The organism is Paractinoplanes brasiliensis (assembly GCF_004362215.1).
Lineage (GTDB): Bacteria > Actinomycetota > Actinomycetes > Mycobacteriales > Micromonosporaceae > Actinoplanes > Actinoplanes brasiliensis.
The window spans coordinates 6,244,067-6,264,366 of sequence record NZ_SNWR01000001.1 but is presented as its reverse complement, the minus strand read 5'-3'; the positions used below and the strand labels follow the sequence as shown (position 1 = coordinate 6,264,366).

Here is a 20,300-nt window from a genome sequence, read left to right as displayed (position 1 = left end):
GGACGGAGCCGTCCTGCCAGAAGGCAGCTACTTCGCCCATTGCGGCTCCTGGAGGGCCTGGCGATGAGGACCACGACGCAACGAGACCTGGAAAGCGGCATCACCACCGTCATGGTCTCGGGTGCACTGACGAAAGCAACGAAGACAACGATTCGTTCCGCGATCGGGAAGGCGGCCGCGGAGTGCCCGGCGGCCGTTGTCGTCGATCTCTCCGGGCTCTCGCAGTCCGAACCGGGGGAAGTGCTGGTATTGCCCGTGGCCAGCCATGCCGCGCAGCAGACGTGGGGTGTGCCTGTGCTGCTGTATGCGGCCGAGCCGTGCATCCGGCGCGAGCTCAGCGCCTACCGGATGTTCGTGGCCCTCTACGACGATCGCTGGCAGGCGATGACGGCGGTGCGCGCCTACGTGCCACGCTGGCGGCGGCAGCACCTGGCACCCGTACCGGCAAGCGCGGCAGCAGCCCGCGCCCTGACCGGTGAGGCCTGCTTGGCTTGGAACCTGACCGCCCTGCGGGACAGAGCCCGGCTGATCACCTCCGAACTGGCCGCCAACGCCATCCAGCACGCCGCCACCGATTTCGAGGTGATGGTCGCGCACACCCGCTGTTACCTGCGGATAGCCGTGCAGGACGGCAGCCGGGTCCTGCCGCACACCATCGACCACAATCCGCCGACCGGCATGATCGTGCCGCCCGGCTCGGGCCGAGGGCTTCTGATCGTCGACGCCTCCAGCACCCATTGGGGCGCCACCCGGGTTCCCGGTGGGAAGATCGTCTGGGCGTTGATGCGCACCGGTGGATGACGACCGCGCCTGGCCCGTCACTGGCCGCTCGCCTCCGTGACGCACTACATCCGCGGCCGGCTCCGGACTGCACGGACCAGCGACACGATTTGGACGGGGACGGCAATGACGGTACCGACGATGGCAACCATCAGGACCACCCGAACCGTCACCGTCCAGCCCGAGGCCAGGTCGAACGGGAAAACCTGCCACAGGCGGAACAGCACGGCGAGTCCGATCCCGACGGTGACCAGGCCACCGGCGGACACCAGCCACGGCTCGGGCCACGCCAGGAAGATCAGGTTGACGACAAGCCCGGCCACCAGGGACACATTTATCAGCGTCAGGACGTCGTCCATGTCAGCGGTCAGGAAAGGAACCACCTCCCAGCCAGGACGCCCGTTGATCAGGTAGAGCAGCACAGCGTTCACGGCGGCGGCGACGGCATATCCCGTACGCGCAGTGGTCGTTCTCGGAGCCGAGGTGTTGACGGACATCGTTACCTCCCCCTGGACTTCCCTCCCACGTTAGGCAGCGGCGCGTCGCCTGGCAGCGGGCGCACGACCCGCTCTTGAGGGCCTTCGGCCCTGTGGTCCGGCCGTCGTCACGTCCACTCTGGGCAGCAGGAGTTCGCACCGGGGAGACGGCAATGACCTGGACGTTGACGGTGTCCGACCGTCCCGCGCCCCATCCGCTGATGGCGGATCTGCCGGAGACCCCTGTTCGGCGCGGAGTTCGCCGCCCGGCTGCTCACAGCTGCCCTGCGCGGGCTCGATGCCGCATACCGCCGGTTCAAAAACATGGTCCGTCCGGGAGACGTTCGGCCATCCGGGCTGAACGGGGCCAAACCACGGAACGGCTGAAAAAGGGGGTTTACCATGATTTTTCGCGACCGGGTCGACGCCGGCCGCCGCTTGGCGGAGCGACTGGCTTGCTTGCCGGATCATGACACAGTGGTGCTCGGGCTGCCGCGGGGCGGCGTGCCCGTCGCCGCCGAGGTGGCGGCGAAGCTGCATGCGCCCCTCGATGTGATCATCGTGCGCAAGGTCGGCGTCCCCTGGCAACCGGAACTGGCCATGGGAGCGGTCGGTGAGGCCGGCACCTCGGTGGTCAACCGTGGCGTAGTCCGTCGCACCGGGGTGAAACCGGACGAACTCGGCGCCGCACAGGCGCATGCGCGGGTCGAGGTGCAGCGGCGGCTGCAGGCATTGCGTGGCGATCGCGCGCCTGTGCGCCTGGCCGGGCGTACGGCGATCGTGGTCGACGACGGCATCGCCACCGGCTCCACCGCACGAGCGGCGTGCCGGGTGGCACGCGCCCTGGGCGCCGCGCGCGTCGTCCTGGCCTCTCCCGTCGGGTCGCCGGACGCGGTAACGGGTCTGGCCGACGTGGCGGACGAGGTCATCTGTCTCGAGCGTCCTGCCGGCTTCGGCGCGGTGGGCCAGTACTACAAGGACTTCCGGCCGACCACCGACCACGAGGTGCTGGTGCTGATGAACCATGCGGCCGACCGCACCTTGCGCCGCCGCCTGGCCGTTGATCGCGAGGTCGAGGTGCCGGACGGCGCCGTCGAGGGCGGCCGGATCTGGCCGGCGACCGGCTCGGCGAGGTCCGGGCCCCGACATTGCTGATCGTCGGAGGTCTCGATCGTACGGTGCTCGCCCTGAACCGGAACGCGGCGGCACGGCTGAACTGCCCACATCGTATCGAGGTCGTGCCGGGCGCCACGCACCTGTTCGAGGAACCCGGCACGCTCGATTCGGCGGCCCGGCCGGCAGCCGGTTGTTTCTCACACCCGGTGGGGGCTTGCCGTGCACGACAATGCACGACCCGGGACGTACCGCCGGCCGTTTCGCCGACGGCTGGTATCTCACCGGCGACCTCGCCCGCCGGGACACGGGCGGCCGGTACTGGATCGTGGGACGCCGGCCGTCGCCGCTCCGAAGGTGACGAACGCGCCCGGTGCGGGACTTTCAGCCCTGACATGGCCGGCCGTCCGGGAGAGAGACTCTCACGACAGGAACTTCCTCGTGGAGGTGAAGGGAATGAGCACTCAGCACCTGATCGTGGCGGGCGTCGACGGCTCCGAGGGCGGTCGCCGGGCGTTGGAGTGGGCGCTGCGGGAGGCCGATGCCCGCGGTAGCGCGGTCCAGGCCGTCATCGCGTGGTCGTGGGACGGCCTCGAGTTCGGCCCGGTCACCGCGACAAACCCGGAAGAGGCCAAGGAACGCGCCACCCGGTTGCTCGACAACGAGATCAAGGCCCTGCTCGCGAGCCACGGATCACACGTGCCGGTCGCCGCCGAGGTGATCGAAGGCAGCCCGTCCGAGGTGCTCGGAGCCTGCAGCCGGGCCGCTGATCTGCTCGTGCTGGGCAGTCACGGACACAGCGGCATCCGGCACACCGTGCTCGGATCGGTCAGCGACAAAACCATCCGCCGCGCGGTGTGCCCGGTCGTGGTGATCCCCATGCAGACAGCAGCGCCGGTGCCGGAGTCCCTCCAGACCCGCGGTTGAGCACCTGATCACGGCACCAGAACAGCGGCTCCGGTCACCTCATCCCCGGCCGGGTCCGCCAGCGCATCGGCAAAGACTCGGTTCTGAAAGGAGGCCGGCCATGAGCAACGACCTACGGGCGGCCGCGATCACTCGCCTGCGCAAGAAGAGAGATCTGCAGGCCCACTTGCTCTCGTACGTCCTGGTCAACCTTTTCCTCAACGGGATCTGGCTGCTGACCACCCCTGGCGGGTTCTACTGGCCCATGTTCCCGCTGCTTGGCTGGGGTATCGGGATCGCGTTCCACGTGTGGGACGTCTACGTCAGCTCCGACCCGTCGGAAGAGGCCATCCACACCGAGATGGAGAGACTGAGCCGGCGTTGAACAGGCGGAACAGCCGTGGCCTGGAGGAGTCCTCCGGGCCACGCCTGGGAAGCAAGGGTAGTCCAGCGCCGAAGCTCAGGTCCTTCGGCAGTGGCCGGCAGAGCAGCGGCCAGCCTGTCGCTCAGCCGAACAGCCGCCGGACGGCAAGGCCGGTGATCGCCGACGTCACCGCCGCCATCAGCAGGCCGCCGGCGGCCCCGATCGCGATCGTCAGGGCGAGCGGCTGACCGGGCCGCCACAGAGGCGTCGCGAAGCCAAGAAAGACTCCGAGGCCGACAAGCCACGCCACCGCCGTGGTCACGATCCAGCTTCCCGATCGAGGCCGCACCGACCGCAGGACAAGCCATTGGGCCGTCCCGATCGTCGCGAGCAGAGCCATGCCGAGCACCGATCCGGCGACGACAAGAACGGCCGGCGGAAGCTCACTCCATTGATCGGCCAGCGCGGAGGGCGACATCCCGATCAGGTACGCCAGCGCGGCGCCGGCGGCGGTCGCCGCCACCCACCGCCTCGCGGGCAGGCGCGACGACACCTGCCTGAGCACCATGGCCTGGGCCAGTCCCAGCATCGTGCCCTCCACGGCGCCGGCGACCAGGATCGCGGCCAGGCCGAGCAGGACCGGCGCCTGGGCGGTGAGCGCGCCGACGACTGCCGGAACGGCGAAGCCGGCGAACTCCCCTGCCGTGACGGTCAGCAGCCACCGTCTGAACAGCGGCCTGCCCCGCAGTCGCCTCGGCGGCCCTGGCGCGTTGTCCAGCTGGCGTGTCGTCATCACTGACCTCCGAGCGATCGGTCTCCCCTTCGAGGGGCTTCTGCGTGGGGTCTCCTCCGCGAGGACCTCAAGTCCGGTTCCACAATGGATCGCGGCGGAAACGTTCCTCGCCATAGGCACGGGCCGCGGCCTGTGCCCGCTGCCGGGTACGCCGGCCCGCGCCGCCAGCGGCATCGGTCGCTGGGACGGGGCCGGCGTCATGGCCGGCCTCAGGACGACAGGTGGGCCGGACGGTGCGTGAACTGCTCGATGTCACCCGCGGTCACGTCGAGCAACTGGTAGGCCAAATCAGCCAGAGCACGAGCGGTGGCCAGCTCGTCGCCGATCTCCGGAACCTCCACGTCGGCCGGACGCCGACGCGCCTCACCCTCACCACGCAACGGCGACCGCACACCGGTACGCAACACGGCCACGGCACGGGTCCGGCGCTCATCCTCGTTCTCGGTGATGCTCACCTCGATCGTCCAGTTCCGGGTGTGCACCATGACTGCTCCCTCCTCCGATGTCGATACCCCCATCGCAGCCCACACGCCTCCCACAAGCCAGAGCCGAAGGTCCCGGCGACCGGGTTCGTTACCCCTGGGCGCCATCCACGCCACGGGCAGGCCGGTGACCGGAGCCCGCCGGCGCCGATGGTCCCGACCGGCCGCAACGCACCGGAACGCATCCGCGGCCGGCGCCCGCCACGTCATCAGGACCTATGGCCCTGACGACGGTGCGGCCACAGGACGATGCTTGGCGGTGAGCCCACCGGAAGCGCCGGACGGGACGACCGAGCGGAACGAGGCGGCCGACGAGCCGCGAGACCCACCGTCGCCAAGACGGAAGCGCCGGCCGCACCCACCGAGCGCATCCGATGGGCTCCCGACCGAACCGTCATGCGCGCTCAGCCCGGCAACCGGATCGTGCTCGAGTGCACTCACCCGGGCGACATCCGCCGCATCGGCATCGCCGTCGCGGCGTGACAGCTGTTCCGCTGGAGCAACGGGCGGCGTGCCTGCCGCCCGTTGCTCCGCGCCCGATCAGCCTGTCGCGACACGGCCACGGGCGCGAACCGGGTCGCGCATGACCCGCAGAGGCACCCCCAACCCGTACGTGACGAAGTGGCCGGTGGGCCGGATCTCGAGAATCGAGCAATCGGCTCGCCGTTGCGGCGGCACCAGCCGTGACAGGTTCGGCATGCCCGCCAAATGATCGCCGGGATGCACCACCGCGACCCCGGGAAAGCTCACCGTCGCGGGCGGGATGGGGAAGATGAGAGACAGCGGGCCACCCCGCCGGATCGGGACGGTCACCGCGACGAGACCGTCGACGGCCATGTGCCGCGCCTTCCAGCTGTCTTTGCCCACAGCCACGAACAACCGCCGGTCCTCGACGGCGTAGACCACACCGCTGGACCGTGGCGCCCCAGCGGGCGTGACATGGCTGAGCACCGCGAACGATGCCCGTCGCACAGCGGACCACACATCCTCGGTGGTCAGCGCGACGGCGCGTCCGGTGTCTCGGATCGAGGTCGACATGACGGCTCCCTTCCCTCGTCCTCCTTGTGCTCCGGCACTCCCAGCCAACCCGGGTCATGCCGCCACGTCGTTCAGCGGGCAGATCACCGCCGTACGCCATGCGGCCGGCGAGTCCGTCAGCTCGGGCCCGACCAGATATTCCTCCCACATGACCGGAACTGTTCCCCGCAGACGCACGGTCAGCCGTTCCAGCACCCTGTCGTAGGCCGACAGCAACGACTCGTGGGGACCGGCGTGAACAGCGCGCGCGGCGGGTCCGGCCGGCAGCATCTCGCAGCCCAGCCCATCGGCGGGGGACGCGGAATCGATCTGATAGCCCGCCGTGACCTCGATGGCTCCGTCAGAACGCGGACGCAGGACCACGATCGGTGGTCCGACTGGCCGTGCGCCGCGGCGGCGAAGGGCCGCGGCCGCGTCCGGCAACACGTTCTGGGTCCAGTGCCGCAGCTCGGGGACGCGTACCACCGCTTGGAAACCGGCTATCCGCGCGCGCGAGCAGGTGACAACCTCCGCGTCGCGCAGCGCAGTCTCGCGGAGCGGATCGGCCAGGTCGAGGTTCGCCATTGCGACCTCCTCTCGGCATCTGCCCTTTCGTCCCACCGTGAGGTCGCACGGGTCCGCGCAACAGGGCCGGAAGTCCCGAAGTCGGCGCCCCGCCGCCGGCAGCCGAGACCACAGCGCCGCCTTCCCGCCCGCGTCCCCCGCGGCGGCAACCAGCGCGTCAGCGATCACTTCGCACGACGACCACGGGGCAGTGCGCATGCTGCACGCAGTGCTGGCTGACCGAACCCAGCAGCGCCCCGGCGAAGCCACCATGCCCGCGTGACCCGACCACCAGAAGGGCGGCGTGAGCCGACGCGTCGATCAGCACTTGGGCGGGATGCCCGCACACCACGCTCTCGAGCACGTCCACGTCGAAGGATCCGGGGCCCAGCGCCTGACGCACCGATTCGCTGAGCATCTTGCCCGCCGCCACGGCGATGTTCTCCGACGGGGGAACCGGGGTCCAGCCGTAGGAGGGGGGCAGTTCCCAGACGCACACGGCGTGCAGCCGCTTTCCCGTTGCACGGGCCTGTGCCAGCGCCCACCGCAAAGCGGCCAGGCAGGCCGGCGATCCGTCGACACCCACCACGATGTCGACGTCTCGGATATCGGAATCGTTGTGTGTCATCTCGCACTCCTGTCAGGCGATTGGTTGCGGTGGCCCTTCGGCCTCCGGGCGAGCGCACGCCACCCCGCACGGCCCAGCGACACGAGGTCCTCACCGGCCATCTGCCGCAGCGCGACCAGCCCGACCACGATGCCGCTGAGACCGGCGACCGCGTACAGCAGGCGGCTGTCGGCCAGCGAGACCGACCACGGGCCCAGGACTGCCCGATGCGGTGATCCGGCTCCGGCCAGGGCGCCGGCCGCGGCCACGGCGAGCAGCAACATGGCCCTGGCGGCGGTCTGGACGAACGCGAAGACCCTTCCCCGTACGGCGTCGTCGACCTCACCACCGATGAGGGTGATCCCGCAGAGGAAGGCCAGCCCGGCGCCGAACCCGACGACCACGACTTCGGCGAACGCCACCGCCGGACGCGCGGTGACGGACAGCAGGACGACCGCCAGGCCGGCCAGTTGCACGGACAGGCCGAAGACCACGCGCCGCGGCACCTGCCCGGCGAGCCGCGGCCCGGCGAGCACGCCCAGACCGAACCCGATGAACAATCCGGCGAACAGCAGCGCGAAGGTGGCATCGCCGCCGCCGAGCGACCGGCTGTAGAAGCGTGCGCCGCCAACCACGATGCCCGCGCCGGCGAAGGCTCCCAGCAACCCGATGGTCAGCCCGCGCAGCAGGGGGGTTCCCGTCAAGTAGAGCCATCCGGTCCGCAGCGCTTCACGGGATGTTTCGGCGGGCGCTGTGGCGGCGGAGGGCCTTCCGGAGATTTCCGGCACACCGAAGTAGACGACGACGGCCGACGCGAGGAAGGTCAAAGCGTTGAAGAAGAGCGCGAAGGCGGCCGCATCGGTGCTGCCGAGACTCGGGAGCCTCGCGACCGCCGCGAAGAACAGGGCCGCCAGCACAGGAGTGATCCCGTACGTCGTGATGATGGTCAACTGGTTCGCGATCTCGAGCCGGTGGCGTGGGATCAGGTTGGGCACCGCCGCCTCCTTGGCCGGGTTCCACACCATCGCGCCGGCTTGAGCGGCGAAGGAGGCGATACCCGCCCATCCGACGACCAGGGCGTCACTGTCCGAGAGCAGGGCCACCGTGGGGATGGAGGCGAACAGCAGGAAACGGGCCACGTCGACAACCACCATCGTGCGCCGCCGGTCGAAGCGGTCGGCCAGCAGGCCGGCGACCGGCCCGAGCACGAGCGACGGCAGCAGCTGGACGGCGATGATCGCGCCGAAGGCAGCGCCCTGACCTGCCGGCGAGCTCATCTGAGCCGAGGCGAACAACGAGGTGCCCAGCAAGCCCAGCCAGTCCCCCAGCGACGACAACCCGAAGACGAGCCACAGGCGCCGGAACGGGCGCAGCCGGATGACTTCCGCCAGCGCGGAGGAGTTCGGGTGCTGCCCCGTGGCCATGTCCCCACCATCAGACGCGGCGACCGTTCGCGTCAGGGCCATTGGACCGTCGCCGGCAGGCCCCACAGCGCGGAGCAAGGCCGGACGCGTGCCGGGCGGCCTGTATCGCCCCCGGACCGGTTCACGGGGCGTGACGCTGCGCCGGCCGACCTGCGAGGTAACGATGAGGTCCTCAGCGGCACACGGCGGGCACGAATCCCGGTAGGCTCAGGTGGCGTCCCGAATCGGGAGGTGCGATGACTGATCGACTATGGCGGACGATTCGGACAGGTGCCGCAGCGGCAGCGGCGGCGGTGATGCTGGCCTGCTGCTCGACGGACGACCCGCGCACCTCGACCAGTATCCCGACGGCGATGCCGAGCAGCGGCACCGCCACGGTGGAGTTCGCCGGCCGTGAGGTCACTGTGCACGTACCCAGCTCCTACGATCCGGCTCGGCCCGCACCGGTGATCCTGGCGCTGCACGGCTACAGCTCGTACGCGCAAGAGCTGGAGACCTACCTGCGGCTCACCCCCGAATCAGAGCGGCACGGGTTCATCTACGCCTATCCGGACGGATCGACCGACGACCAGGGTGAACGTTTCTGGAACGCCACGGACGCGTGTTGCGCCTTCACCGGCGCCAAGCCCGACGACTCGCGACAACTCAGCGAGCTCATCTCCGCGATCGCGGACTCGTACCGGGTGGACCGCGCCCGTGTCTATCTGATCGGACACTCGAACGGCGGGTTCATGGCGTTCCGGATGGCTTGTGATCACGCCGACCAGGTCACCGCGATCGTCGCCCTGAACGGCGCCGGCTGGAACGATCCCGCACAGTGCCGGCCGTCCGCACCGGTCAGCGTGCTCGCCGTTCACAGCAGCGCCGACGAGACCATCGCCTTCGACGGCGGCGAGATCAACGGCGTGACCTATCCGTCGGCGGCCGCCGTGGTTGACCAGTGGCGGGGCTACAACCAGTGCTCAGGGGACGGCCGCGAGTCCCCCGACCTCGACCTGGTCGCCGACCTGCCGGGGGCCGAGACCAAGGTACGGGCGTACACCCAGGGGTGCGCCGGGGGCTCGACCGTCCAGGCGTGGACGATCAGCGGTGGTCCGCATGTGCCGCAGCTGGGGCCCGGTTTCGCCCCGGCGGTGACCGACTTCCTGCTTGCCCAGGTGAAACGCGGCTCGTAACGATCGGCGAGGGTGTCGCCGCAGGAGCCGACGTGTCAGTCCATCGTCCGCGAGCAACTCACGGACCGGGAGCCGTCCGGCCCTGGACAGGCCGGGCCGTTGGTGGTGTCGTCGAGGCCGTGGCCGAGGATGCGGGCCGGGATCCCGGCCGCGGTGTCGATGATCGGCGGCGCGCGAGCAGCCCGCCGCCACGCCGGCTGGCGTACGTGGACAATGTTCGCGCCGCCATGGTCGCCTGGATCATCGGCGGGCATGCCCTGCTCGGGTACCTGGCGATCGGCGGATGGCCGTACGACGAGGTGAACGAGGTCACCATGGCCCCGCGGGTCGAGTGGGTGCTCACCGCGATACTGGGGCCCTCGGCCCTGTTCCTGATCGGCGCCTTCTTCTTCGTATCCGGCCTGGTGAGCCAGGCGGCGATGGCCCGCAGGGGACCCGGCCGATTCGCGGTCGAGCGCCTTCTGCAGCTCGGCGTGCCGGTCGCCGCGTTCATTCTGGTGATCTGGCCGTTGTTCATGTGGTTCGCCTACCTGGCCGCCGGCCACAACGTCTCGTACTGGTGGGAGTTTCGCCACCGGCAGCCGTTCCTCGACTCCGGACCGATGTGGTTCGGCGAGGTACTGCTCTACGTCTCGCTCGGATACGCCGCTTGGGGATGGGCCGCGGCACGGTCGGTCCGGCGCCCATCCCGGCCGCCGGCTCCGCTGCGCGGACGCCACCTGGTCGCGGTGGCCGGCGCCATCACCCTGGCCTCCTTCGTGGTACGGCTCTGGTTCCCCGCCCGAAGCACCCAGATCCTCGACCTGCACCTGTGGCAGTGGCCGCAGTGCATCGGCATGTTCGCCCTCGGCGTGGCGGCCGGACGCCGTGAATGGCTGGCCGAGGTTCCCGGCCGGCTGTACCAGGCGTGCGGCTGGGCCGTGCTCATAATCGTCGCGGCCCTGCCGGGGGCCGCGATCGCGGCCGGGGTCACCGACGTGGCCGCGGACGCCACCCCCTACCTCGGCGGATGGCACTGGCCGGCGCTCCTGCTGGCCGGCGTGGAGGGCGCGCTGGCGGTCGCCGGCTCGGTATGGCTGTGTGGCCTGGCGCAGCGCCGGCTGACCGGAACCGCGCTGACCACCTGGACACGCTCCTCGTACATTGCCTTCACCCTGCAGGCGCCGGTGCTGCTCACCCTGGCGATCGCTCTGCGTCCGGTGACGTGGCCGGCCGAGGCCAAGGGCGCCACGGTGGCCGCGCTCGGCATCCTGGCCAGCTTCTGGCTGGCCAGTCGACTGAGGCGAGCCCCGCTGCGACGGATCCTGTGATCCCGGGAACCGGCGGCATCGACGACGCCTGGGCCGGGCACGAACACCCCGCGCGGGCGATGTCCCGGATACTGCCGGCGGACGTGCTGTGCTACGTCGACACCGACGCGCACGCCTGCCCTGGCTTGAGAGCTTTCTCGCCGGAGGTGCCTGACGAGCGGGTCAGAGGACCCGGGCGAGCCCGCGGATCCGGCTGATCAGCAGCCAAGACAGCCGGAAGGACACGGCGACGCCGACCGTCGCCACGATCAGTGCCTTCGCCTCCGCCGGCAGCGGGACGGGACGCAGCACGACCGCGAGCCCGATGAGCACGGGAGTCTGCACCATGAACGCGCCGTAGGCACTCCGGACGGTCGCCGGGCCGGCCCAGCGCCGAAGTGCTCCGAGGTGACGTTGGGCGGCGCCGAGCAGCCACACCGGCCCGAACACCGCCAGCACCGTTTCCACCACCGTGAACCCCACGGCCGGCCACTGCGGGCCGCCCATCATGTCGTCGATCCGATCCAGCGAACCCACCACGCCCAGGAACACCAGCGACGCGGCGACGGCCGCGACCGCCACCGCGCGGCTGTCGCGATACACCCGGTCCGGAATCCGTTCCACCCATCCCTGGCGTACGGCGGTGATGCCCACCCCGAACATTGCGAGGCATGCCGGCCACTGCCAGAAGTTCAGGTCGGTGAGTCCACTGTCACCGCCGTACGGGTAGACCAGCCGGATCAGGAACGACGCGGGTGCCACCACCGCGGCCACCAGCAGCAACCGGCCCATCCTGATCGTCCGGCGTCCGGGCGCCGTGGCGCGCCGGCGCCCGGCCCGAACCCAGCCGGCGTACCCGAGGGAGAAGATCAGCAGAACACCCACGAACCACAGCGGGCCGGTGTCCATAGCGCCCTCGTCGTCGACGAAGTTGTCCCAGTACGATCCCGGCGCGTTGCCCAACGGGTGCTCCAACGCGTACATGACCGTCGGCTGTACGACCACGACGTACGCGAGGAACGGCACACCCAGCCGCAGCAACCGGTCCCGGACGAACCGCCCGGCGCCCTTGCGTTCCAGCGACGGCGGGGTCAGTAGCCCGGCGACGAGGAACAACAACGTCATGATGAACAGCCCGAACGGGGTGACCAGTACGAGCAGCACCGCCTCGGCCACCGGGTTGAGGGTCACCTCGCGGACCTCGGTGTAGGACCACGCCGTCATGGAGCCGGCATATCCGAGTACGGCGTGCATCGCGATGATGGCGGCGATCAGGGCCACCTTGAGGTTGTCCAGACAGGACACACGCCCGGCCGCCCACCGAGCCGGTTCACCGTCGCTCCGGCCGGATGGCGAACCGCTCGCGGAGCTCCTCGTCGCCACGCCTTGACCGTCGTGCCGGCCGCGACCACGACACCAGGGTCCATGGACCCCGCGCCACGAAGAAGGTCCCGGCTATTCCATGACGCGCAGGGTGGCAGGGATGTCCATCCGACGGGTCCGGCGCAGGGTGAACAGCGGCGCGACGGCGACGGTGAGCACGCCGAGCGCGAGCGCTTCGACCACGGTCCGGGTGGAGAGCATGGCGGTGACGCCGATCTCGGGCAGCACGGACGGGATCGTGGTGACGGTCAGCCAGCGCAGCAGCACGTAACCGCCGAGGATGCCGGCGATCGTGCCGGCGCCGCCGACCAGCACGGTTTCGACGGTCGTCATACCCAGCACGGTGCGGGGCGGAAGGCCGAACGCGAGCATGGTGGCGTGTTCGCGGGCGCGTTCGTCCACGCCGATGGTGGTGGTGTTGAACGCGATGAGCAGCGCCAGCAGGAGGGTGACCGCCGCGGCGACCTGCAGAATGCCGACGAACTCGTCCAGGCTGGCCTTCATGCCGTCGGTCGCCGCACGGGCGGTCTGGGCGGAGGCGACGTGCGGGACGGCCAGTAACGCCCGCCGTACTGCCTCCGGACCGGCGCCGGCAGCGGGCGTGACGGTCAGCAGGTTCGTCGCGCCCGTGAGACCGAACGGGCCGGCGGAGGCCTGATCGAGATAGGCCAGCATCCGCATGGGGTTGGGGTGGATGCCGGTGACCCGCATCGGGGTCTGCACGGTGCGCAGGCCGGTGGCGGTGGCTCGGGGATGTTCGACGGTGACGGTGTCGCCGGCGTGCACGCCGAGATCGCGGGCGGCCTTGTCGGCCAGGACGATGCCGCCGTGGACGGTGCCGCTGGTCAGCGTCGGTGTCCAGGCGGGGCGGGCGGCGAGGACCTCGATGGCCAGGTCGATCTGGTGGCCGCCGGCGCGAGCGGTGCCGCCCGTGAGCAGGCCCGGGTCGACGGAGGCGACCTCGGGCAGGCCGGCGATCTGCCGCACTACGTCGCCGTCGCGGGGCTGGAAGGTGTCCAGGGTGACGGCGACCCGATCGGGCGCGGCGTGCAGGAGTTCGTCGCCGGCCCGGTCCAGGGTGCCGCGGAAGGTGTCCAGGAAACCGAAGACGGTGACCAGGGTGGTGATCGAGGCGGCGATCCCGAGTGCGGTCAGGGCGCTGCGGCGTGGTGTTCGCAGCACGTTGCGCAGCGGGATCTGGTGGTACCCCCGTCCGGGCAGGCGCAGCCTTCGAAGGAATCGGACCGGGCCACCGCTGCGGGCGGCGAGATGACCGACGCGGATGGCCTGCACCGGCTGCACCCGCAGCGCTCGCCAGATCGGCCAGGCCACGGCCGCGAACGGCAGGATGAAGCCAAGCGCGGCGGCCTGGGCGAAGACGTCCCACTGCAGCGGGGTTCGCCAGATCGGCAGCGGGACCATGTCGGTGAACAGTGCCCGCAGCGGTATCCCGATCGCCCAGCCGACCAGCAACCCCAGCGCCACCCCGAGCAGCGCGACCTGGGCGCCGAACAGCAGCGGCCGGACGGCGAGCAGCCGCGACGGCACGCCCAGCGCCATTCCGATGCCGATCTCGCGGCGCTGGGCCTCCACGATCCGGGTGGTGAGGTTGAGCGCCGCCAGCGCCCCGCCGAGGAGCACCAGCAGGGCGACCACCCGCCACAGCCGGGCGTCGCCGTCGATGTCCTGATACAGGATGCGGTAGGCGTCGATGTCGTCGCGGGTGCTGACCGTGGCCGCGACCGGTGGCCGTGCCGCGTCGAGCGCGTGTCGCAGCTCGCCGGCGACGGCGTCGCGGTCCGCGCCGGGGCGCAGCGTCAGCACCAGGTCGTTGACCGCACCGGTCGCGCCGGTGGCCTGCTGGACGGTGTGCAGCGAGGCGAACAACACCCCGTACGCCTTCTGGCTCAGGAACGGGGTGCCACCGCCCTGGGCGCCGGTGACCAGGAAGTACTCCGGGGATTGACCACGCCCGACGACGGTGAGCGTGGCGCCGCCGGAGACGGTCAGCTCGGCCGGGATCGGCAGGTTGTTCTTGCCGGCGAAGACGGTCTCCGCCACCACTTGAGGCCGGCCGTCGTCGGCGAGGCCGAGCGCCCGGCCCGCGCTGATCCAGACGCCGTCGACCACCGGGCCGGGACGGGTGTCCGTGCCGACAAGTTCCCCGGTGACCAGCAGCCCGCCGGGACCGGCGATCTGGGTGGGGACGACGAGACGTTCCCGCGCCGCGGTCACGTCACCGGCGTGCGGCAGGCCGGACAGCACGGCCGCCAGTGTGCCCTCGCGGACGTGGCTGCCCTGCGGCAGCGCGACGCGCAGGTCGTGCGTGTGGAGGGCGGCGAAGCTGGCGTCGTTCGACTGGGTGCGCCACGCCGAGGTACCGAGCAGGCCCGCGTACGTGCCCGTGCCCAGCGCGATGACCAGGGCGATCGCACCGACCAGCACCCAGCGGCGTCGCAGGTCCCGCCAGGACCAGCGCATCCAGAACCGGAACCGGTTCACGCCGCACCCCCTTACCAGCGCAGGTCGGCGAGCCCGGCGCGGCCACCCGCGGGCGGCCCGTCCGCGACGATGTGGCCGCTGGACAGCTCGATCACCCGGTCGGCGACCCGCGAGATCTCCCGGTTGTGGGTGACCACCACGACGGTCTTGCCGGATTCGGCCTGCGCTCGCAGCAGCTCCAGGATCTGCACGCCGGTGTGGAAGTCGAGCTCACCGGTCGGTTCGTCGGCCAGCAGGATGGGGTTGCCGGTGGCCAGCGCCCGGGCGATCGCGACGCGCTGCTGCTCGCCACCGGACAGCTGGTGGGCGAAGTGCCGGCCACGCTCGCCCAGGCCGACCTGCTCGAGCACCTGCTGCGCCAGCCGCTCGGCGTGCGCGCGCCCGGCCACGTCGGCGCCGAACTGCACGTTCTCCAGCGCCGTGAGCGCGGGAAAGAGGTTGAAGCTCTGGAAGACGAAACTGACGGTGCGGCGGCGGATGCGGGTTCGTTCCGCCCGCGTCGCGGTGGTCAGGTCCGTCCCGGCCAGCCGGATGGTGCCCGAGGTCGGCGCGTCCAGGGCGCCGACGAGGTTGAGCAGTGTCGTCTTGCCCGACCCGGACGGGCCGAGCACCACCACGAACGCGGACTCGTCGACGTGCAGATTCACCTGGTCCAACGCCCTGACCACGACATCGCCGACGACGAAATGCCGGCACACGTCGTCCAGATCGATCCGGGTTCCCTTCGCACCGGTCCGCGCGTCCACCGCCGGGCCGAAATTCATCGTCGCGCCACCCATACCCTTCGGTCTGCCACGCCGGACCCGGATCGGACAGGGCCGTCCGGCCCGTTCCGGCGCGCTGTCGACCCCTCGCGCCGCGTCCCCAGGGTCAGTGCCTGCCAGGGCCGAACGGCCGGTCCTGGCGAGGACTCAGCCTCTCCCGCGACCGCGGAACGACCAGCGACGCTGGAAGCCTGATCCCGGAAGCAGGTGAAGTTCATGGACGACACCTCAGCCGTACGAGTGCTGGCCGGCTACGACGGATCGCTGTCGGCAGGAGCAGCGATCGAGGCAGGAGCCGTGCTGTTGCCGTCGGCTCATGCCCGGATCACGTTCTGCTGGACCCCACCGTTCGCCAGCGAGGCGATCCGCCGGCGGCTGCGGACCCGGACGATCGGACTGCAGGATCTCGTCGCGGCGATCGAGCGTGAGGGCGCGGCAGAAGCCGAACACATCGCCGGGACGGGCGTCACCCTGGCTCAGGCCGCTGGATGGGCGTGCGAACCATTGACCGAGAGGGTCTACGGAGGAGAGGGTTTCGCCATCGCCGATCTGGCGGCAAAGCTGGACGCCGACGTCGTGCTGGTCGGCGCCCGCGGACTCGGTGGTGCCTCCGCCGTGCTGGGCAGCGTCTCCGATGCGGTCGCGCACTACACTCCCAGGCCCGTCCTGGTCGTGCCCTATCCGCTGCTGAGCGACGAACGCGCGGATCTGGCCCGAGGGCCGGTGCTGGTGGGCTGGGACGGATCTCCCGGCGCACAGCTGGCCCTGAACACCGCCCAGAAGCTGCTCACCAGCCGGGCCACCGTTGTCGCCGCCGTGGCCGACGACGCCGTCGACCCGCCGAAGGCACCACACGAGTTCCTTCGGTTGCCCGCCCACGGAGGCCACCTCACGCCGGGCCGGGCGGTCGCTGAAGGGCTCGCCACGGCCGCTCGCGAGCGGCACGCGGCCGTCGTGGTGGTCGGTTCGCGCGGGCGCTCCGCCGCTCGGGAGATCCTGCTCGGCAGCGTCGCCATGGCGACCCTGCACCACGCTCACCGGCCGGTGCTGGTGGTGCACGACCCCGCCCGCGAGCCATGAGGTTTCTCGACCCCGAGGTGCTGATCTCCACCTTCGGCGTGGCCGGGATACTCGCGCTGGTCTTCGCCGAATCCGGGTTGCTGGTCGGGTTCTTCCTGCCCGGCGACTCCCTGCTGTTCACCGCGGGTCTGCTGGTCTCCCAGCAGACCGTCCTGCACCTGCCGCTGTGGCAGTTGTGCCTGCTGGTCACCGCCGCCGCGATCGCCGGCGACCAGGTCGGCTACGCGACGGGGCGGCGGCTCGGGCCGCCGCTGTTCCGCCGCCCGAACTCCCGGCTGTTCAAACAGGAGAACCTCCTCAGGACTCGCCGGTTCTTCGACCGGTACGGGCCCCATGCCGTGGTCCTGGCCAGATTCGTGCCGGTGGTGCGCACGTTCACCCCGATCGTCGCCGGCTCCCTCCGCATGCGATATCGCACCTTCACGGCCTGCAACGTGATCGGTGGGGCGCTGTGGGGCAGCGGTGTCACCGTGCTCGGCTTTTTCCTCGGGCGGGTGCCGTTCGTCCGCGACCACATCCAACTGATTCTGGTCGGCGTCGTCGCCGTCTCCGTTGCCCCACTCGGCATGGGATGGCTTCGCGGCCGCCGCAGCCACCACGCCGGCGCCAAGCAGTGATCGGCGTACCCGAGGCTCCTGCCGCCCGGTTTCGCCGGCGGTTCATTCCCCTCGTACGGACGGCCCTGCCCGACCGCCGTAGCTCCGGACCCGGGCAGCTCCTCGGGCCGCCAGGCCAGGGGCAGATGGTCAACGTCCTCGGGGCCGGGTGACCCTGGGCAGCCACCGATCGCCGATGCAACGTGGGAGAGGACGCCGAGGCGAGGAGGCGGCTGAGATGGCCAGTGACGTTCGCGTCGCGTCCGGTGGTGGCCCGGGTCTGTCGTCCGGGGAGGCCGCACGGCGGCTCGAACACGACGGGCCCAACGCGCTGCCGACGCGCAAACGCGTGCCGGTGTGGCGGCGGGTCCTGACTCAGCTGAGCGACCCGCTGATCATCGTGCTGCTCGTCGCGATCGCGCTGACCGTCGTCACCGGTGACTGGACCGACGCCGCGGTCATCGCCCTGGTCATCGTCGTCAACACCACCGTCGGCGTCATCCAGGAGGTCAAGGCCGACCAGGCCATCACCGCACTGGCCACCATGACCGCCCCCGAGGCCCGGGTGCTGCGCGATGGCCGGCAGCGGCTGATCCCCGCCTCCGAGGTCGTCGTCGGAGACCTGCTGGTCCTCACCGAGGGCGACATCGTGCCCGCCGACGCCACCCTGACCGAGGCTGCCGCCCTGCTGGTGGACGAGTCCGCCCTCACCGGCGAGTCAGTGCCGGTCGACAAGTCCGCCGACTCCGACAACATCGTCTCCTCCGGCACCGTGGTCGTACGCGGCCGGGGCCGTGCCATGGTCACCGCGGTCGGCACGACCAGCGCCATGGGCCGCATCGCCGGGCTGATGGCCACCGGATCCGGACTCACCCCACTGCAACACCGCCTGGTCGGCGTCGGCCGCATCCTCGCCGGCACCGCCGTGGTGCTCTGCACCGTCGTGCTCGCGCTCGGGCTGGCCCGCGGCGAATCGCTCGAACTGATGGTCGTCACCGCGATCAGCCTCGTCGTCGCCGCTGTGCCCGAATCGCTGCCCGCCGTCGTCACCCTCGCCCTCGCGTTGGGCGCCCGTCGGATGGCCGCCCGGCACGCCCTCATCCGGCGACTGCCCGCCGTGGAGACCCTCGGCTCGGTCACCGTCATCGCCACCGACAAGACCGGCACCCTCACGGAAGGCCGCATGGTCGCCCGCCGGCTCTGGACACCCACCGGCACAGCCGAACTCGACGGCCACGGCTACTCCCCCGAAGGCACCATCCGCCGCAAGCGCCGCCCGGTCACCGCGCACAACACCCCGGACGTCGGCCGGCTGCTCACCGCCGCCGCGCTGTGCACCGACGCCACCATCCACTCCCCCGCCGCCCCGGACGGGGACTGGGCCGCGCTCGGCGACCCCACCGAGGCGGCCCTGCTCGCCGCCGCCGGAAAGGCCGGCCTCGACCCCACCGCATTGAAGACCGCCCTGCCGCGCGTCGGGGAACTGCCGTTCGACAGCGACCGCAAACGCATGACCACCGTGCATCGGCAGTCCGGCGGCGTACGGATCATCTGCAAGGGAGCACCCGAGGTCCTGCTCAGCGCCATGTTCCTCGATGAGCCTCCCGCCCTGATCACCCGCTGCGCCGAACAAGCTGACACCCTGGCCGGCGACGGCTACCGCGTTCTGGCCGTCGCGCAGGCCGACCACGACACCGCCCCGCCGGTCGAGCAATGGGAACGCGGGCTGCGGCTGCTCGGCCTGATCGGCATCCGTGACCCCGCCCGCCCGTCCGCGGCCACGACCATCGCGGCGTGCCAGACCGCCGGCATCACCCCGGTGCTCATCACCGGCGACCACCCCGCCACCGCCCGCGCCGTGGCCACCGAGGTCGGCATCATCGACATCGGCGACGATGTGATCGACTGCCGGGTACCCTCCGCAACCGACCGGCTTCGCCACGCCCGCGTCTTCGCCCGCGCCACCCCGGAACAGAAACTCGACATCATCACCGCCCGCCGCCAGGCCGGCGACATCGTCGCCATGACCGGAGACGGGGTCAACGACGGACCCGCCCTGCGCCACGCCGACATCGGCGTCGCCATGGGGCTGCGCGGCACCGAGGTCGCCCGCCGGGCCGCCGACCTCGTGCTCGCCGACGACGAACTGGCCACTGTGGTCGCCGCCGCCGAAGAAGGCCGCCGGGTCTACGCCAACATCCGCCGTTTCCTGCTCTACGGACTGTCCGGCGGTGCCGCCGAGATCGCCGTCATGCTCGCCGGGCCCTTCCTCGGCCTGCCGCTGTTCCTGCTGCCCGCTCAGATCCTCTGGGTCAACCTGCTCACCCACGGCCTGCCCGGCGTCGCCCTCGGCAGCGAACCCGCCCCGCCCGACGTCATGAAGCGGCCACCCCGCCCTCCCGCCGAATCCGTGCTCGGCGCCGGTCTCTGGCAGCGCATCCTGCGCGTGGGCGTGGTCATCGCCGCCGTCACGCTCGGCATCGCCGTCTGGGCGAACGCCACCGACCGGCCCTGGCAGAGCATGGCCTTCTTCGCCCTCGGCGCCACCCAGCTCGCCGTCGCCCTCGGCTCCCGCGCCCGTCCTGGCAGCCGCGCCAACCCGATGCTGCTGGTCGCGGTCGCCGCCGCCCTTGCCCTGCAGTTCGCCGGCCTCTATCTACCGATGCTCAACGAGCTGCTCGGCACCGAACCGGTGCCGCTGCTCGACCTGCTGATCATCTGCGCGCTCTCGACCCTCGGCTACGCCGCGATCCGCCTGGACCGCCTCGTGCACCCCGGACGACGCCCGGCAACACCTACGCCGGGGCCGTCGCGGCGCTGATCCGCAGCTCCGCCCCGACCCGCAGCGTCCGATACCGATCGCCCAGGCGGCGGCCGAACTCCTCGAAGGTCCACGGCGTGCGGTCATCCCCGGACAGCGCCACCACCCGCGGGCCCCGGCATCCGCGTGGTGATCACCTTTATCGTGGTCCTCGCCGCCCTGGC

At 71.1% G+C, this 20,300-nt stretch carries 19 protein-coding genes; 9 read left to right on the top strand and 10 right to left on the bottom strand.

Going from position 1 to position 20,300, the window contains the following annotated elements; all coding sequences use genetic code 11:
- The first annotated feature begins 63 nt into the window (after positions 1–63).
- On the top strand, positions 64–801 hold the full coding sequence (locus tag C8E87_RS28480; RefSeq protein WP_133875923.1) for an ATP-binding protein: 738 nt from the start codon (positions 64–66) through the stop codon (positions 799–801).
- A 44-nt stretch (positions 802–845) separates the two neighbouring features.
- On the opposite strand, the gene C8E87_RS28475 is transcribed toward C8E87_RS28480, so the two are convergent.
- A complete protein-coding gene (locus C8E87_RS28475) occupies positions 846–1,277 on the bottom strand; it encodes a hypothetical protein (protein ID WP_166661266.1) in 432 nt (143 codons plus the stop codon).
- A gap of 438 nt (positions 1,278–1,715) precedes the next feature.
- Between C8E87_RS28475 and C8E87_RS44655 the strand changes: the two genes are divergently transcribed.
- From C8E87_RS44655 to C8E87_RS28455, 3 genes are all read left to right on the top strand, one after another.
- Complete coding sequence (locus C8E87_RS44655; RefSeq protein ID WP_239080328.1) at positions 1,716–2,411, top strand: phosphoribosyltransferase; 696 nt, start codon at positions 1,716–1,718, stop codon at positions 2,409–2,411.
- A 414-nt stretch (positions 2,412–2,825) separates the two neighbouring features.
- The gene (locus C8E87_RS28460; RefSeq protein WP_133875922.1) at positions 2,826–3,296 is read left to right on the top strand and encodes a universal stress protein; all 471 of its coding nucleotides are present in this window, start codon (positions 2,826–2,828) and stop codon (positions 3,294–3,296) included.
- Between the two features lie 100 nt (positions 3,297–3,396).
- Positions 3,397–3,660 (top strand): 2TM domain-containing protein, encoded by a 264-nt coding sequence (locus C8E87_RS28455; protein WP_133875921.1) that lies wholly within the window; start codon positions 3,397–3,399, stop codon positions 3,658–3,660.
- 121 nt (positions 3,661–3,781) lie between these two features.
- Here C8E87_RS28455 and C8E87_RS28450 read toward each other — a convergent pair whose 3' ends face one another.
- From C8E87_RS28450 to C8E87_RS28425, 6 genes are all read right to left on the bottom strand, one after another.
- Positions 3,782–4,432: a hypothetical protein gene (locus tag C8E87_RS28450; protein ID WP_133875920.1), complete on the bottom strand. Its 651-nt coding sequence runs from the start codon at positions 4,430–4,432 to the stop codon at positions 3,782–3,784.
- 209 nt (positions 4,433–4,641) lie between these two features.
- On the bottom strand, positions 4,642–4,917 hold the full coding sequence (locus C8E87_RS28445) for a DUF1876 domain-containing protein (RefSeq protein ID WP_133875919.1): 276 nt from the start codon (positions 4,915–4,917) through the stop codon (positions 4,642–4,644).
- Positions 4,918–5,454: 537 nt separating this feature from the next.
- On the bottom strand, positions 5,455–5,952 hold the full coding sequence (locus C8E87_RS28440) for a pyridoxamine 5'-phosphate oxidase family protein (protein ID WP_133875918.1): 498 nt from the start codon (positions 5,950–5,952) through the stop codon (positions 5,455–5,457).
- A 54-nt stretch (positions 5,953–6,006) separates the two neighbouring features.
- Positions 6,007–6,516: a GyrI-like domain-containing protein gene (locus C8E87_RS28435; RefSeq protein ID WP_133875917.1), complete on the bottom strand. Its 510-nt coding sequence runs from the start codon at positions 6,514–6,516 to the stop codon at positions 6,007–6,009.
- A gap of 157 nt (positions 6,517–6,673) precedes the next feature.
- Entirely contained in the window at positions 6,674–7,123 is a 450-nt protein-coding gene (locus C8E87_RS28430) for a universal stress protein (RefSeq protein WP_133875916.1), read from the bottom strand.
- Complete coding sequence (locus C8E87_RS28425; protein ID WP_166661265.1) at positions 7,120–8,526, bottom strand: MFS transporter; 1,407 nt, start codon at positions 8,524–8,526, stop codon at positions 7,120–7,122. Before C8E87_RS28425 ends, C8E87_RS28430 begins: the two co-directional genes overlap by 4 nt.
- A gap of 236 nt (positions 8,527–8,762) precedes the next feature.
- On the opposite strand from C8E87_RS28425, the gene C8E87_RS28420 reads away from it, so the two are divergent.
- Together C8E87_RS28420 and C8E87_RS28415 are read left to right on the top strand one after the other, a co-directional pair.
- Positions 8,763–9,701 (top strand): CE1 family esterase, encoded by a 939-nt coding sequence (locus C8E87_RS28420; RefSeq protein WP_133875914.1) that lies wholly within the window; start codon positions 8,763–8,765, stop codon positions 9,699–9,701.
- A gap of 119 nt (positions 9,702–9,820) precedes the next feature.
- Positions 9,821–11,011, top strand: a complete 1,191-nt coding sequence (locus tag C8E87_RS28415) for an acyltransferase family protein (protein ID WP_133875913.1) — start codon at positions 9,821–9,823, stop codon at positions 11,009–11,011.
- A 162-nt stretch (positions 11,012–11,173) separates the two neighbouring features.
- Here the strand turns inward: C8E87_RS28415 and C8E87_RS28410 are convergent, their stop codons facing one another.
- From C8E87_RS28410 to C8E87_RS28400, 3 genes are all read right to left on the bottom strand, one after another.
- Positions 11,174–12,295, bottom strand: a complete 1,122-nt coding sequence (locus C8E87_RS28410) for an acyltransferase family protein (RefSeq protein WP_133875912.1) — start codon at positions 12,293–12,295, stop codon at positions 11,174–11,176.
- A 150-nt stretch (positions 12,296–12,445) separates the two neighbouring features.
- The gene (locus C8E87_RS28405; RefSeq protein WP_203720720.1) at positions 12,446–14,875 is read right to left on the bottom strand and encodes an FtsX-like permease family protein; all 2,430 of its coding nucleotides are present in this window, start codon (positions 14,873–14,875) and stop codon (positions 12,446–12,448) included.
- 11 nt (positions 14,876–14,886) lie between these two features.
- Positions 14,887–15,639 carry an ABC transporter ATP-binding protein gene (locus C8E87_RS28400; RefSeq protein WP_133875911.1) on the bottom strand — a complete coding sequence of 251 codons (753 nt, stop codon included), beginning with the start codon at positions 15,637–15,639 and terminating at the stop codon, positions 14,887–14,889.
- 216 nt (positions 15,640–15,855) lie between these two features.
- On the opposite strand from C8E87_RS28400, the gene C8E87_RS28395 reads away from it, so the two are divergent.
- The 3 genes from C8E87_RS28395 to C8E87_RS28385 all read left to right on the top strand — a co-directional run bounded on the left by C8E87_RS28395 (position 15,856) and on the right by C8E87_RS28385 (position 20,136).
- Positions 15,856–16,719 carry a universal stress protein gene (locus C8E87_RS28395; protein ID WP_133875910.1) on the top strand — a complete coding sequence of 288 codons (864 nt, stop codon included), beginning with the start codon at positions 15,856–15,858 and terminating at the stop codon, positions 16,717–16,719.
- Entirely contained in the window at positions 16,716–17,336 is a 621-nt protein-coding gene (locus tag C8E87_RS28390; protein ID WP_133875909.1) for a DedA family protein, read from the top strand. The genes C8E87_RS28395 and C8E87_RS28390 overlap by 4 nt, the downstream gene beginning before the upstream one ends.
- 217 nt (positions 17,337–17,553) lie before the next feature.
- Positions 17,554–20,136, top strand: coding sequence for a cation-translocating P-type ATPase (locus C8E87_RS28385; protein ID WP_133875908.1), 2,583 nt, complete (start codon positions 17,554–17,556; stop codon positions 20,134–20,136).
- The last annotated feature ends 164 nt before the right edge of the window (positions 20,137–20,300 follow it).

What these genes read in the sequence shown, in the direction of transcription:
- C8E87_RS28420 (WP_133875914.1), top strand. Translation starts at nt 8,763, where the DNA reads ATGACTGATCGACTATGGCGGACGATTCGGACAGGTGCCGCAGCGGCA.
- C8E87_RS28435 (WP_133875917.1), bottom strand. Translation starts at nt 6,516, where the DNA reads ATGGCGAACCTCGACCTGGCCGATCCGCTCCGCGAGACTGCGCTGCGC.
- C8E87_RS28385 (WP_133875908.1), top strand. Translation starts at nt 17,554, where the DNA reads ATGGCCAGTGACGTTCGCGTCGCGTCCGGTGGTGGCCCGGGTCTGTCG.
- C8E87_RS28430 (WP_133875916.1), bottom strand. Translation starts at nt 7,123, where the DNA reads ATGACACACAACGATTCCGATATCCGAGACGTCGACATCGTGGTGGGT.
- C8E87_RS28480 (WP_133875923.1), top strand. Translation starts at nt 64, where the DNA reads ATGAGGACCACGACGCAACGAGACCTGGAAAGCGGCATCACCACCGTC.
- C8E87_RS28460 (WP_133875922.1), top strand. Translation starts at nt 2,826, where the DNA reads ATGAGCACTCAGCACCTGATCGTGGCGGGCGTCGACGGCTCCGAGGGC.
- C8E87_RS28455 (WP_133875921.1), top strand. Translation starts at nt 3,397, where the DNA reads ATGAGCAACGACCTACGGGCGGCCGCGATCACTCGCCTGCGCAAGAAG.
- C8E87_RS28475 (WP_166661266.1), bottom strand. Translation starts at nt 1,277, where the DNA reads ATGTCCGTCAACACCTCGGCTCCGAGAACGACCACTGCGCGTACGGGA.
- C8E87_RS28395 (WP_133875910.1), top strand. Translation starts at nt 15,856, where the DNA reads ATGGACGACACCTCAGCCGTACGAGTGCTGGCCGGCTACGACGGATCG.
- C8E87_RS28445 (WP_133875919.1), bottom strand. Translation starts at nt 4,917, where the DNA reads ATGGTGCACACCCGGAACTGGACGATCGAGGTGAGCATCACCGAGAAC.
- C8E87_RS28450 (WP_133875920.1), bottom strand. Translation starts at nt 4,432, where the DNA reads ATGACGACACGCCAGCTGGACAACGCGCCAGGGCCGCCGAGGCGACTG.
- C8E87_RS28440 (WP_133875918.1), bottom strand. Translation starts at nt 5,952, where the DNA reads ATGTCGACCTCGATCCGAGACACCGGACGCGCCGTCGCGCTGACCACC.
- C8E87_RS28400 (WP_133875911.1), bottom strand. Translation starts at nt 15,639, where the DNA reads ATGAATTTCGGCCCGGCGGTGGACGCGCGGACCGGTGCGAAGGGAACC.
- C8E87_RS28425 (WP_166661265.1), bottom strand. Translation starts at nt 8,526, where the DNA reads ATGGCCACGGGGCAGCACCCGAACTCCTCCGCGCTGGCGGAAGTCATC.
- C8E87_RS28390 (WP_133875909.1), top strand. Translation starts at nt 16,716, where the DNA reads ATGAGGTTTCTCGACCCCGAGGTGCTGATCTCCACCTTCGGCGTGGCC.